The 14604-nt window shown below is 31.4% G+C and carries 8 protein-coding genes; 1 reads left to right on the top strand and 7 read right to left on the bottom strand.

All coding sequences use genetic code 11. The annotated features are described in order from the left end of the window. Position 1 precedes the first annotated feature (1 nt). The 5 genes from BZARG_RS07075 to BZARG_RS07050 form a co-directional block, all read right to left on the bottom strand. Positions 2-4606 (bottom strand): sacsin N-terminal ATP-binding-like domain-containing protein, encoded by a 4605-nt coding sequence (locus BZARG_RS07075; RefSeq protein WP_008636846.1) that lies wholly within the window; start codon positions 4604-4606, stop codon positions 2-4. Positions 4607-4616: 10 nt separating this feature from the next. Next, a complete protein-coding gene (locus BZARG_RS15210; protein WP_008636823.1) occupies positions 4617-5885 on the bottom strand; it encodes a restriction endonuclease subunit S in 1269 nt (422 codons plus the stop codon). Next, entirely contained in the window at positions 5875-8442 is a 2568-nt protein-coding gene (locus BZARG_RS07060) for a type I restriction-modification system subunit M (protein ID WP_040288127.1), read from the bottom strand. Before BZARG_RS07060 ends, BZARG_RS15210 begins: the two co-directional genes overlap by 11 nt. A 352-nt stretch (positions 8443-8794) precedes the next feature. After that, a complete protein-coding gene (locus BZARG_RS07055; RefSeq protein ID WP_008636798.1) occupies positions 8795-9112 on the bottom strand; it encodes a hypothetical protein in 318 nt (105 codons plus the stop codon). A 120-nt stretch (positions 9113-9232) separates the two neighbouring features. Further along, entirely contained in the window at positions 9233-9802 is a 570-nt protein-coding gene (locus BZARG_RS07050) for an HNH endonuclease signature motif containing protein (protein WP_008636811.1), read from the bottom strand. Positions 9803-10023: 221 nt separating this feature from the next. Here BZARG_RS07050 and BZARG_RS07045 point away from each other — a divergent pair, with 221 nt between their 5' ends. Then, the gene (locus tag BZARG_RS07045; RefSeq protein WP_008636825.1) at positions 10024-10407 is read left to right on the top strand and encodes a hypothetical protein; all 384 of its coding nucleotides are present in this window, start codon (positions 10024-10026) and stop codon (positions 10405-10407) included. Positions 10408-10454: 47 nt separating this feature from the next. Here the strand turns inward: BZARG_RS07045 and BZARG_RS07040 are convergent, their stop codons facing one another. Both BZARG_RS07040 and BZARG_RS07035 read right to left on the bottom strand, forming a co-directional pair. Beyond that, on the bottom strand, positions 10455-14144 hold the full coding sequence (locus tag BZARG_RS07040) for a CHAT domain-containing protein (RefSeq protein WP_008636782.1): 3690 nt from the start codon (positions 14142-14144) through the stop codon (positions 10455-10457). Positions 14145-14154: 10 nt separating this feature from the next. Further along, a partial coding sequence (locus tag BZARG_RS07035; protein WP_040288125.1) for a CHAT domain-containing protein occupies positions 14155-14604 on the bottom strand: 450 nt, incomplete at its 5' end.

Here is a 14604-nt window from a genome sequence, read left to right as displayed (position 1 = left end):
GTTATTTTGTATTCAGTTTAAAGTGAATTTGGTGATCTATAACTTCTGAAGTAAAAGATTCATTTACTTCAAAAGTATCGCCAATTTTAAATGTAAAAGGTTTTATAATTCTGTGGATATTTTTATCTGTAACTAAAGCGAATTCATAAATCGCATTATTTTTAATTCCGTAGTTTTTTTCGGCTTGAGTTAAAATAAAAGAGTTATTGTTGGAAAGTGATTTTACTTCTACATATTTCCATATTCCTTTTTCGTCTTCGTAACTTAAATCATATTGAAGATTATCGTTGTTATCTGGTGTTGAAGAATATCTAGATACCCATTTAACCTTATTTTCACCATATTTATTTTTGTAAGATCTATACGCTCTTATTTCTGCATTTTTTCCACTTATATTTTTTTGATCATTCAGGGTACTTGAAAAAGTCAATCGCTTTTTTCTTTTACCAGCACGATTAGCATTTTTTTTATGGCTCGAAATATCCTTTTTACTTAAGGTGCTATCTATTATACTTAATAGTTCGCTATCATTTTCCTCATCATTCCCGTTTTCTGATTCTGTAGTCGGTGAAACACTTTGATTTGAATAATTTTCTTCTAAAAAGGTTTTAATTTGCAATTCATTTCCTTCAAAATAGAATAAGCTTTTTATCTCGTCCTTTAATTCATCTAAATCAAACAAATAAGTGACTGAAAAATCTTTATAATGATTACTAATGGATATTACTTCACCTGAGTAATCTGTAATCCTAATAGGAAGTACATTTTCTATAAATTCTTTAAAAATTTCATCGTAATCTATAGACACTTTAAACTTATCTTTTTTCACAAAAAAGGATTGTAGAGAAATTAGTTTAAAAGAATCCAAATAAGCCAAAAACTTATGTTGTTCAGTTTTGTTTATATTTAGATATTCCCAAATTAAACTTTTTACTTTCAGTTCATTAGATTCTCTTAAATTTCTCATTTTTTCAAAATGATAGTTAGCAATGCCTTTAGGATAGAGAATATCTAAAGAAACCTGGAGGCTATTAATCAAATAAAACAACACATTATAGGTTTCTATGTTTGAACATTCTTCAAAATCGAACTTGTAATATTCTGAGGTAATCTCTAGTTTTAAATCATTATTAATTTGAGTCAATAAATCTCTTTGTTTTGTTATTTCATCTGGGAATACAACTCCCTGAATTAAATATATATTCTTCCAAAATTTCTCCTCTGCAGCTGGTATTCCAAAATAACTTCTAACTTTTTCAATTTTATCTACATCAAAATCCTGCGTGATAAGATGTAATGTATCTTTTATTTCATTTCTAATTAAAAACCTAAAATCATTTTTCAACTCCGTAACATTAAACTGTATACTCATTATCTCAGCAAAAGCATCAGAGAATTTGGAAGCCTTAAATAAGTCTTTACACTCAAAATAGTTGGGAACTTTTACATAGTAGACATTTTCAAAAACAACAAATTCAAAATCTTCCAATGAAACATCTTTTTCATCTAAATAACTATAAGTACAACTTTTTACGATGCTAATTGCGCAATTTTTTAAATAAGAAACATTTTGATTAATTGCTTCTTTTGTTGAAATTTCTTTTGGTAAGCTCTTGCTGTAAAGTCTATATAATAAAATAGGTGTTTTAAGTGACTCAAAGTGGTTTTGAAAATAACTATTTAATGATTCAAACTCGTCAACTTTATTTAATTTAATTTTAGAAGCATCAGTAATCTTAATACCTAGAAATTGTTCTGCCTTTTCCTGTCCACCTCTTTTAGGGAAATCTAAAATTGGTATTGTTCTTTCAATTTTTGCCGGCAGCACACTATTATTTGAATAATAAACCTCACTTGCTGGAAGCAGAACAAATTCGTCTTCTCTTTTTGCAAAAAGTAACAAGTTTTCCGGGATGTCTTCTTTCTTTACAGGATGTATTGAATTTTGATACTCTAAAGCATCTACAATCTTTTTGTAAATTCCTTGAACGCCTCGATGCTTATCGGTTGAAAACAGTGAAGGTATTTTTAAAAGAACATCATATAAAACGGAAGGCTTAAGTGATTCTATATTTTGTTTAGCTCCTAATTTGATTAAAATATTTAATATTTCTGAATTATGGAAATCGTAATTATGTAAAAGAGTAAAGTCAATTTCTACATCTTTATTAATCAATTTTTGTAAGCTTTCGGTTCCATCCTCTAATACGTAGGAATTGAAATTATTTGCTAATAAAAACTGATATTTTATATATGAAATGTTAGTTATTAAGGTGTAATTGGTTTGTACGTATTTCCAGAACAATTTGGTTTCAAGCTGTTCTATTTGGGTTCTTATGAGTACATCCTTTAATATCAACACTAATTGACGAGTTGCATCCATTGCTAACACGTCTTTTATATTTTCAATATAATATACATATGTGTCTTTATTTATTCTATCTATCTGAAAATTTATTGGTTTAGAAGGATTCTTTTGGTCGAAAATAAAGTTAAAATAAGGTGCTTCTTCCCATTGCCTATCTATATTTTTAATCCTAATATTTGCATATTTATTAACTCCTAGCCATAAAAAAAAACGTTCAACTTGATCTTGATTTTCATTTTGTAGTTCCCAATAGTTCAATTCCATTAAAAACTGATTGCTAGTGTAAATATCCTCATACAACCACTCTACAAGTTTACCATCAGGATATGTTTCACCCATAAAAAGAGTAGAAGCCTTAACAACATGAGAGTTTTTATTGATTAATGATATTTCTAAATTCAGTTTTTCTAATTGGTTATTTAAATGCTTAAAATTTTGAAATAAAGAACTTATCATTTCTTTTACCAAATCAAGTTTTTGGTGAATGCCAAGATCCTTATCTAAAGCCCTGTTTATACCATTTACAATTCTAATTATAACGCTATTACTATCATAAGGCTGTACATTAACAACATCCTTGACTGCATTTTGAAACTCCCTAGATGCTTGGTTTTTAGAATCGAACCTATCTTCTAATTTTTTATACAATAACCCATATAGCTCTGTATTGATAAAATCTATTTTGACTGAATCAGGTATGGCAAACTTACTACCTGATTGCACCATTGGTGTAAATGCAACGGTGTCTTTTGGTATTACAGTACTATTTTCACTGTTATTACTTAATAGAGAAAAGCGTTCTTTCTTATAACTATTACGACCACAATTAATAAGTTGATATATAAGTTCCGCCCTCTGTTCTATTGTTATGGCAGAATTAGATAACGCATCAATTTTTTGTACTAAAATAGTATTGTCATAATGAACTGAAGGAAAGTAATTCGATTCAGAATTCTCTTTTGGAAGAATTAAATTTGGTAAAGTATCAGGGAAGTTCTCTTTAAAAAACAAGTTAAAATCGTTATTATAATGCCTAACATTTTGATGAATAATATACTTTTCATTTATAGTAGGAATGATTTTTTCTTTCTTTCTGATTTCTGCTAGATCTATATATAACTGTTTTACCAAGCTTGAATCCGAAGCGTCATTAAGCGGTTTTACTAGCTGAAAAGGTTTCCAACTTACATCTTCTTTTGATATAAGAAGTGCACATTCACCTAAAAAAACTGCTAAATCTTTAAAAATATAAGTATTATTATCCGATGGATTTAAATAATCTCTAGAAGCATTTAATTCGAATGTACCGTGAATGACACAGGGTAAAGAAACAGAGATCTTAGTTGGAAAAAAGTTAAATAACTTATAGTATGTATCAGATAGGTCATTTTGAAATGCAAGCTTTAGCATGTATTTCTTAAAAGTCTCTTCTCCACCATTAACCGCTTTCTGTGGAATAAGACCATCTTTGGTAAAAACACGCCAAACTTTGTTATTAATACTTATTTCAGTCCAATGTTCAAATTCTATTTTTGTGCTTTTAAAAATAGAAACAACCCCATCTTTAACCAGTTCTATTTCTTCTATATGATTTAAAAAAAGTAAAAGCTCTTCACTAATCTGGTCTAGAACATCCTTAATCTTTTCTTCTACTTCCTCTTCTTCAGTGTATTGAATTTCTATAACAGTTTGCCAATCATCCTGTCTTTTAAAAGTTAATAACTGAGGCACAGCTAATACAGGAAATGGGATGGCACCATTTACTACTTTTGCTTGTGTTTTAACTACCTGCTTTTGGTTTGTTGTTAATTTTAATTTAGTATCAAAAATAGAATGGGCTATTTCATCTGAAAAACTAATTTTACAATCATTTGCGTAAATATCTATTCGTTCCGCCCAAGTTAATAGGGACCTAAATCCCAAGCCTTTATTACCTATATAATCTTCTTTCGTTTTAGGACTGCTATGGCTTCGCATTAAGGATTCTATACCTTCAAAAGAAAAAGCTTCTCCATAATTAGAGATCGCTAATTTTTTCTCCTTTTTAACCCATTCTATTCTTACCTTTTTAGACTTAGTATCATCCACGTTTTGAAGCATCTCTAAAAGTTGCCTGCCATCGTATTCTTCTTTAATACTATTTTCTATGGTGTAATCACGTGATATTGATTTCGGGTTTTGGCTGTAATAGTCCAACCTTTCATCGATTAGTCCTTGTATGTTATCTAGGTAGCTCATATACATTGATTTAATCTACTAAAACTTCAACCCTACCCGTTAACAAATCCTGCATCAACCCTGATTTTAGTTGTTGGTATTTGGCTAATGCTTGTTGCTCGGTTTGGATTTTTGATTCAATTCCTTTCAATCTCTTAATTATATCCTTTTGTTCATCCATTGTGGGTAATCCAATATTGAAACCTAAAACATCTGAACCAGGTAAATTACCTAAAGTTCCCTGTCTAACATATTTGTTAACCATTCGTTTAGCTTTATCTGTTTGCATAAAAAATTTAATAAAGTATGGTTCAACCATTTCATTAAATCTAAATTTAACAGAATAGGCACTTGGTATAAATTGAAAATCTTGTTGTTGAAAAACTGCTGTTAAACCACAATCCGCTGTCGTTACCATTACAACATCGCCAGTTTCTAATAAATGTGAATTAACTTTTGATTTTGGAAGTAAGGCTATCGGTGCTTGATTGTACAATATTTCTCCATCTTTCGAAAAATCCATTCCTCTTATTGTCTTTACATTTCCATCTGAATCGTAATCATTGCCACTAAATCTTGGTCCATATGAATTCTTAATTAAATAATCTTTGAAAATCGAATCTTCCCACTCCCTAGGAATCAACCCCAACGCACTCTCTTTATACAACTCTGGTGCATCTTCTGGCGTTGGTCTTAATTGTCTTGTATTAATATCAATACCACGTGTAAACAAATCGTGCATTAAACCTTGTTTTATGGCTTGGTATTTGGCAATAGCGGTTTCGGTTTTTTCTATTACCGTATCTACTGTAGATAGGATTTTGGCTATTTTTTGTTGTTGTGGTAGTGCTTCAGGAAATGTGAATGAAAGTTTTTCTACTTCTTTTTTAGAGATTTCAGCAAACGTAGTTCCTTCGCCTCTTCTTTTGAAGATTTCTACGTTATACAAAAAATTGTAATAATGAAAAAGGGAATCCTGTCCATTATGTAACTTAATACTTTTACAGCCCTGATTAGTGCTAAAATCAACACTCGGAACTGCAAAATAACCAATAGGTGCTCTTGAAGACATTACAATACTATTTGCTGAAATTAAGTTTGCAGATGAACTATTTAACCCTTTTAACGAGATTTTTTTTCTACTTGTTTTAATTTCAGGAAATTTTATTTTACTTAAATCTGCTGGTGTTATCCAAACGACTTCTCCATTCCAAAATTCTTCAACAGTTGTTGAGGGCGTACCTCCAGATATGACTTCTCCAAATTCTAATATTTGTTTTGTTACCCAACTATCCCTCATATCCCAATTCCATTAAAAAGTTATTCAATTGGGTCGCTGCTTCCTCTCTGCTATCTAAAATACTCACCAAGGTATTGTGGTATTTAGTATAGCGTGTTTCTAACTCCATAATTAAAGCACGTTCGTAACGATTTACGTAATCCATTACGGTGTTGTGTAAGGTTTCCTTAAATCGTATTAGAATTAATGCTTTGGCTTCTTCTGGCGTTATTTTTTCGCGTGCCTTTTCTACCAAGTCCTCTTTTTTGGCTTTTATTTCGTTAATTGTTGCTTTGCAGGTTCTTAGCTCGTTAGTAAGTTCCGTATGTCTGGCTAATTGTCGCTCTATGAGTGCTTTTTTGGTTTCAGCTTGGGTTTGAGCTTTCTCTTTTTGGGTTAACTCTTGCTTTAAATCGTTAACATCTTCATTAGTTTTTATTCTAATTTTTAAAGCTTTAATTTCTTTTTTAAGTTCTTTAATAGTACCGTTGTACTCTTTAATAGTATCCTTTAATTCCTTTAACACGCCTTTTGGGAAGACTTCATAGTTTTCTTCTTCGAACTCTTCCTCTTCCAATTCGTTCACTTCATTAAATAAAGCTTCCAGCTCATCACGCCTGGTTTCGTTACTAGCAAGCTCTTCCAACACTTCTGGAAATTGAGATTTTAAAATATCTTCAGCTGGAATTAATTCAGCATTCCAACCACTGGCTGAAATGGATTTTAGATCGGTTTCTAACGTATTCCAGTACGCAGCAAATGCCCCTCTACTTTTGTGTAAATCTAAAATGCCCAATTGGCTAAAGTTACTGGCAATGCTTATGGCAAAATCATTGTACAGCTCAAATACATTTTGTTTTTCTGGTAAGGCCTCTAATTTGAATAAATTGTCCCTCCACCATTGGTCAACACACTTGGTATATTGCTCTCTTTTTACAGCAATATCATCGTGCGCTAAAACCAAGGTTTTTAAATCTTCCTTAGCTACTATCGTACTTTTAAATTGATCGTAATGCTCTTTTGTTGATTTTTCAAACAGGGTAGTTCTTAACTGCGGATAATTATTCCAATAAGATTGTAACTCATCAACTTCTACAGTTGGAATTCCACCATGCAGATGCGCATTGATATCTTGTGGCTCGGCAGGTGGACTGTTATCTACATATCTTCGGATATTGAAGTTGTAATCTTCTTTATCTAAATCTGCCTTGGTTATATTTTTAGCATAACCATCTAAATTTTCTTTGTTTTTATAGATGTAGCTAATTTTAGCAATATCTTCTGGACGCAGTTTGTTTTGGTTTTTACCTTCTTTATATTCTCTATCGGCATTAATAAACAAGACTTCATTACGTTGTGCCGCTCCTTTTTTATTAATGATTAATACCGAAGCAGGAATACCAGTACCATAAAACAAGCCAGAGGGCAAACCAATAACGGTTTCCAAATAACCGCGCTCTACCAACCATTGGCGCATGCTTTTTTCTTCGCTACCTCTAAACAGCACACCATGTGGCATAACCACTGCCATACGACCATTATCTTTTAACACCGATATCATATGTTGCACAAACATAAAGTCGGCCTTTTTCTTTTTAGGCATCCAATAATGGAAACGATCACGGTAATTTTTAATATCACTGTAATTTGCCGAAAATGGCGGATTGGCAATAACAATGTCAAAGCGTTTTAACTCCCCATCTTCCACATGAAGTGGATTGGCAATGGTGTCTCCTTGTAAAATTTCGGCGTCAAAAATATCATGGAACAGCATGTTCATTTTACATAACGACCAAGTTGTACCACTTAATTCTTGACCTGCAAAACTTAAACGCGAAGCACTTCCATAACGCGCCTCCACATAATTTTTACTTTCAATAAGCATACCTCCAGACCCACATGCCGGATCGTAAATAGAAGCTTCTTCTTCAGGCTCTAAAATGTTAATTAATAATTTAACCACTTCACTTGGTGTATAGAACTCGCCTCCTTTTTTTCCTGCACTATCTGCGAAATATTTTATTAGATACTCGTAAGCAGTTCCTAAAAGATCTGGAAACTCAAAACGGTCGTCGGTTAAGGTCACTTTATTAAAGTGTGTGATAAACTCAATAAGCTTTTCATCACTTAATGCGTTTTTATTTTTACCAATGGTACGGTTAAAATTAACGTTGGTTAACACACCAGATAACTTATCAGGATTTTCTTCTTCTAAAGCCTCTAAGGCTTTATTAAGATGATCGCCCACATCTTTTTTAAGATGTAGAATACCATCGTTTACTTCTTGGCCTGAATCGTTAGTGGTTTTATAATTCCAACGAGCGCGTGTTGGCACATAGTATTGGTAAGCGTTTGCACGCTCTAAGGCTTCGTTTATTTTTTCTTCAGAAAGGCCTTTTGCTTGGAGCTCTTTTAAACGAATAGCTCGATCTTGTTCGTATTTATCACTTAAACGTTTTAAAAATAGCATCCCGAAGATGTATTCTTTAAACTCTGAGGCGTCCATATTACCTCTTAAAATATCGCAGGCATCCATAAGAAAGCTTTCTAGCCATGATAGGGTTAGTTTTTTTGTCATTAATATATTTATTATAAATTAAAGCGGCTCTTGGGAGAGACGGTTGAAGTCTTTTTTAATTAGTTTTTAAATATATGAAAAGAATCCCTTAACCCTCCGTAATTATTGAAATTTACATAACAACACCTGTACATGTACAATAATTTCATTACGTTGTGATAGCATAAACAAAAAAATTATTAAACTCAAATTCCCGCAGTCTTCTATTTTTTGTGATGGATGCAAAAGCAACTACAACTATTTTAAATACTGGAAAGTTAATACATCCTCTCAATTTTACTATAGCAATAAAAAACAATCAACAAATTCATAAAGCTTATAATTGATAATTATCTTCTTTTAATAGTTCTTTTCATTTGATTTTTAATTCTTTAGAAATAGGGTATTTTTCTATTTTCTTAATAATACTAGCTTTTGTTTCCCCTTTTAAGAGCAAGCCATTAATTGTTGCAGAATAAACTTTCTCAAAACCATATTTTGATATGGCTTGTGATACGTAAACACTTAACCCTAAAACGCAAATTCCCCCTAACATACCAAGTGGACCACCTAAAGTGGATAATGCAACAGTACTCGCAACAGCTCCAGCATATCCACTTAAAGATATGGCTACAAGAAGTATTAATCCTGGAACTCCGAGTCCAATTATTTTTTCAACAATTTTATCCATTTTATTCTTTTTTTTAATGTTTCTTATTTTTAAATTTTCCCTAAAAGAGATGATATGAGGTTCAGCACCAAAACATGATTTACAAACTTGTCATTTAAAGAAATTGCATGAATTTCTTATCTATCTCTTTACATACGTTTTATTCCCATTAGAATTAATATAATATCTACCGCCGCGAGGCCCAGTCTGTATAGCTCTACTCGAATGAGTTGAAGAATGATACTTCGTGCTTTTAGTAGTTTGCTTACTAGATTTATCGGGTCTGTAATTTGGTCGCGTATATTTAATTTTCGTATGTTCTACTGTAGATGTGGAATAATAATTTGGGGTATTTACGCGATACACGCTACTAGAATTTAGTTTTGCACGCTTCGTTCTCTCTCTAGCTGTTTTAGCTTTATGCTGATTTACTGTTAGCAATTGCATATTTGAAGGATCATCAGAACCTCCCTCGGATAAGGGAACTATATGATCAATTTCGTAACCATAAGGCGTACTAGTATACCCCTTTGACTTCAAAAACGCATTTTTATTAGCTGTACTTCGTACAACTTTAGGCTTACCTGTTGTACTATAATATGCACCATAAATATATTCGGTGCTTCCAAGAGTATAAGTCGATTGCGCATTAGAAAATGTAAAAGCAGCCAAAATAGCAAGTACAGAGAGGAAATCCTTAATATTTTTCATTATAAAATAATTTAATCGTTAAAACAGATTTACTCCTTAATACGTATTTATTAAAAGGTAACCCATCAAAATTAATTTTCTGAAATAAAACGTCTTTATAGAACATGTTTTCAAATCAATTATAGAGGTTAGTTCCTAACTCAACATGATAATTAACATCCCACCAAGGGTTACCTTATGGGCGTTATGATATAAATGATAAATAATAAAAACATATTATCATGAACAATCAAAACACCGAAACCTTAAACCTATCATGGGAGGTTACATTCGCAGAATTAAACAAATCCGAAACTTTAAGTTTCAACCACTCCAAACATTCTTTTAAAAGATCAAATCAAAGAAACATAGGCGCTAATAGCATAGCACTAACTATTGAATATGGAACAGCCTTTTTTAAACAGGGATTAATTTTTTATGTTTTAGGAGAAAATAATTTACCAAAAAGTATAAACCGTAATGCCAGAAAGAAAAGCACAAATCTTATTGTAGTAGTTGCAGGTGACTCTAACACCATACTCACATGCTACAGATCAAAAAACCCATATAAACACATTAAGAAAAAACAAAAAAATATTAGTACGAAACCAAATTATGCAGCATAATTTTTTAGCTGAAAAAGCTAGTTATAAAGTTTGAGGGTTATTGTAAACTATTCAATTAAAATAAATGGCGCCCAATAGAATGGTTCTGGAAATTCATCCTTAAGTTTCAACTTTGCTAAACGGAAGGCGTCATATTTAGGAATACCTTTTTCAATCCAATTGGTATAAAAATAAGTCATTAACCTCTGAGTAGTGTCATCATTAACGTTCCAAAAGCTCATAATAACACTTTTAGCTCCGGCAAGCATAAACGCACGTTGTAGTCCATAAACCCCCTCTCCTATCAAGCGGTCTCCTTCTCCTGTTTCACAAGCACTTAAAACCACAAGCTCTGTGCCTTTTAAATCTAAACCTTTTGCTTCTTGCGCTGTTAATATCCCGTTATTAACTAGAGGAATAGTATGTCCGTCAATAGTATTTTGGGCTCCTGCTAACAACAAGCCTGATTTTAACAAACTGTTATCTTGAACATAATTAGAAGATATACCAAAAAGCTTGTCGTCACTAGATGTTAAGCTTTCATCACCAATAAAATAGCCGTGTGTAGCAATATGTAAAACTTTGGGTGATGCTACTTTCTTTAAATTATCCTCGGTAGCTGTATCTAAACGATATAGCTCAGTGTCCCAATTATCAGCTTCTAAAATAGTAAATATAGTTTGTATTTCTCGTTCTGTGCCTGGTAAATAAGAGATAGTTCGTGAAAAATCATTTGATCTTAATACCATAGAAATAGATGGATCTAACACCATTTCTTCAGGATTCGGCGTACTAAAATCTACCAACTCATAATCTGGATTACCTATTAATATAGCCTTACCACTTTCTACAGATGCATCTAATTCTTTTTCTTTAGTTAAGCTTCTAGCACTTAATATTGGTTTAATATTAAGGTATTCTATCACATACTGATTTTTTTCAGTATTATATAAAGATTCAGTATTCATGGCATTATACACGCCATCAGTAACTAAAAAAACTGTTTCAATGCCTTTTAAAGCGTTTTCAACGGGTTTAAAAAACACATTATAACTTGATGTGTCCGTCTTAAATTTTTGAGTGCCTTTACTATAATTTTGATATGTTTTTAAAAATTCATTTTCCAAAGCACTTGTACTGTCTATAAGTATAAATTTTGGAGGCCCATGCTTTTTAACTATAAAAGCGCCATAAGAAATAGAGTCTGTGAATTTATTAAGGATGTTCAACTTATCTTTAGTAGCACTTCTAGACTGTTTGTTAATTCTTATAATTTCCACATAAGCTTCCTTATCCATTAATTGGTTTTTAACGCTTTTCAAAGTAGGAGATTCAAGTTGGCTTTTACCATTTGAAAGAGATTTTTCTAGTTCACGATTTTTATGCTGGAGCTCTTCTATTTCATTTGAAAAATCGGAACTCTGCTCAAAATATGTATTCAATAAAATAGTGTTTTCTTTGAGTTGCTTATAATTCGCTATTTTCAGGTGGTTTTTAGTATTTGATTGTTTTGTATTATATAATAGTAACGATTTAAAATAAAATCTTAAATTAAGGTATTCCTCTAAAAATTCTTGATTATTAGTAAGTAACAAATGTGTGTTCAGAAATTCAAATTCATCCGTAAAATCGACATATAATGTTTCTCTTTCAGCATCACTTAATAAGTGAAAGTAAGAATCATTATTAGAAATAACCTGATGAATACCATCTAACAAAAGCTTTCTGGCTTCTGCGTCTTGACCTGTATTAAATTTAAGTATGTAAATTATTTTTAAAACTTTAGAAACATCTCCATTAACCTGGTAAAAACCTTCTAATTGTTCGATGGTTTTCTCAACATTCATCTCTATAAAATAGTTGCATAAAATAAGATTCATTTTTCTGCCTTTAGATAATTCTTCGCCATAAAAAGAAAAGCTATTTTCATAGGCAATCTTGGCGTTAAAAAAATCATCCTGATAAAAATAATAATGTCCCAAAGCATCATAATAATCGCCATAAGCTATTGTCATAAGATTATTCTGGCTAGCTATAAAGTCTCGTGCTTTTTCAAGATAACTCCAGCAAATAACATATTCGGCTTGTAACAATGACGTATTTGCCAGCCCTAATAAACAGGAATAGTATAAACTTGGATTAGTAACTTGCTCTTGATTGCTATAAATAGTAAGGGCCTTTTTAAAATACCGCTCCGCATCTTTAAAATTATTTTTCAGTATCGCTTCATTACCCAATAGGTACCATATTTGAGCTGCTATATCTGTCTGCTCCAAATTATGTGCATAAATTAATTGTAATGCCTCGGTAGCTATGGCTGTAGATCTATTGTCTGTTCCATAATTATTAATACTAAGTGGAAGTATTAAATACGGGAGAATTTGCGGATTATTACTTCCAAATAACTCTCTGGAAAATGCGATAGTTTTATAGGCCGTTTCGTTAGCATTCGGAAGCCCAAGCATGCGCTCTGCAATAGCTTTAAATTTAAGAAAGATTAATTTGAAATCATCTCCAGCCTTTTCTAGATTTCTATTACATAATTTTAATGTTGTCAAAAAGTCTTGTGTAAAAAATGAATATTCAGCGATTAGCAAATCAAAAATGACGTTGCTTTCTGCACTTAATTTGTTTCTATGTAATTCTAGAAAACTTATTTGATTCTCAATAGTCACTTTGTCATATAAAATACTGCGTTCAAAAAGTGTAAGTGAAAGCATATAAATTGATACTAACTCATCGTAGTTCTTTTCTTTTTTTAATTCTTCTTCATATATCTTAAATTGGGATTCAAAGGCACTATAATCGTACGTTTTAATCAGTCTATCCAATTCGTCATAATAATCAATCTCATTTACATTTGGGAAATATTGACGTTTTAATTGTTCATATTTTTCTTGATTAATATTATCACCTATTTGCTGATATGCTATAATTAACAAGGAATAGATTAATTCTTTATCACTATTAGGACTTAAACCGTTTCTTTCAATAATATTTAATGATTCTTCCCCATAATTAATTGTTTCAGTATAATTATCCAAAAAGTAATGGGAATTCATTAATTCAAAATTAATTTTTTGAATTAATAATTCATTTTCAATTTCTCTGTCATAATATGATTTCAAATATTTTTCAAGTAGCTCAATAATTTTTACTTCTCCATGCACAAAACCATAAGCTTGTACAAAGCGAAAGTTAAATTCCTTTACTGCCTGATTCTTATTAAAATCAATATACACCTTAGACCATTTAACAGCCTCACTATTATTGCTATTCTCCCATCTCTCAATTAAGTAAAGATGATAAGTTACCTCTTTAAAATCGCTTATAGAGTCAAAGTTAATTTGCTGACCTGTTTCATAACATAACAAATAAAGCTGATATGCCTTATCATAGTTTTTTACATCAAAAAAATAGTTTCCGAAAAAATAATAAAGACGCATTAACTTTTTGAGGTTAATCTTATCTGAACTAGTCCAAATAGCGATGGATTCATTAAACTCCATTTCTGGATTTTCATCTTGAAAATAACTTAACAAGCCTTTTCTATAAAGAAAATCTGCATAAACAGTATCTTTTTTGAAATTACTTTGTGCTAAATCTTTTTCAGCAAGGCTCAAAAAATCTTTAGCTTTAGAATAGTTGCTATTTGTAATATTCCATATTATAGAGTCGGAGTATTTAACCCAGTCTTGTCCAAAAGAAATTGAACAATGAGTCAATAATAGTATAAATAAATAATGCCTTACTTTCATTTTAAAAGTTTTACTCCAACAGTACAAACCCAGCCCAATAATATGGAGAGTATTTTAATTTCATTTTTGCCTGAGCCATTCGCAGCGCTTCATGGACACTTTTTTCTTCAAAACAAAACCCATAAAACAACTCAAACAACTCGGCTGTTTGAGCATCAGGAATCCGCCATAAACTCATAATAATATTTTTTACTCCTGCCATTTTAAAAGCACGTTGTAACCCAAAAACACCCTCACTCCCTTTAATGTTTCCTAATCCAGTTTCACAGGCGCTTAACACAACTAATTGACAGGCACTCAAGTCTAAATTAGAGATTTCTTTAGCTGTCAATATACCATCATCATTTACTGAACTTGTAATAGGTTTCCCCCAGTAATTATTAACGCCGGCAAACACTAATCCAGAACGTAGCATAGGGTCTTCGGAAGCTTGGTATACATTAGGCTCTTTGTAATTGAA

This window comes from Bizionia argentinensis JUB59 (assembly GCF_000224335.1).
In the GTDB taxonomy this organism is placed as follows: Bacteria; Bacteroidota; Bacteroidia; order Flavobacteriales; family Flavobacteriaceae; genus Algorimicrobium; species Algorimicrobium argentinense.
Note: the sequence above shows the minus strand (reverse complement) of the source record. Positions and strands in the feature narration are given on the sequence as shown.